Origin of the sequence: Xanthovirga aplysinae, from assembly GCF_009711365.1 — a bacterium.
Taxonomy (GTDB): domain Bacteria; phylum Bacteroidota; class Bacteroidia; order Cytophagales; family Cyclobacteriaceae; genus Xanthovirga; species Xanthovirga aplysinae.
Window position 1 is genome coordinate 1 of record NZ_SMMB01000015.1, and the last position, 217, is coordinate 217.

Annotated in this window: 1 protein-coding gene; it reads right to left on the minus strand. The window is 45.2% G+C overall.

Annotated elements, in window-relative coordinates; genetic code table 11:
• Positions 1-217, minus strand: a 217-nt coding sequence (locus E1171_RS22880; RefSeq protein ID WP_187696058.1) for a hypothetical protein, incomplete at both ends; no start/stop codon positions are given.

The following is a 217-nucleotide window of genomic DNA, read 5'->3' on the forward strand; positions in this document are numbered from 1 at the left end:
CCCTGATAAAATTACCTGCTCCAGCGGGCTTCCTTCTGTATCTACTACCTGTCCGGAAAGAGTGTAGTTAACAGGGTCTGTGGGCAAAAGGAAAGCAGTGAAAATTTGCCCTCTAAGGTCTTGCTGCAGGTTATTTATATCCATGGAAGCAGGAGAAAAACTATATCCTTCTTTTTGGGGAGTGATGGTTCCACTCCAGTTTTCAACAAGGCTGACC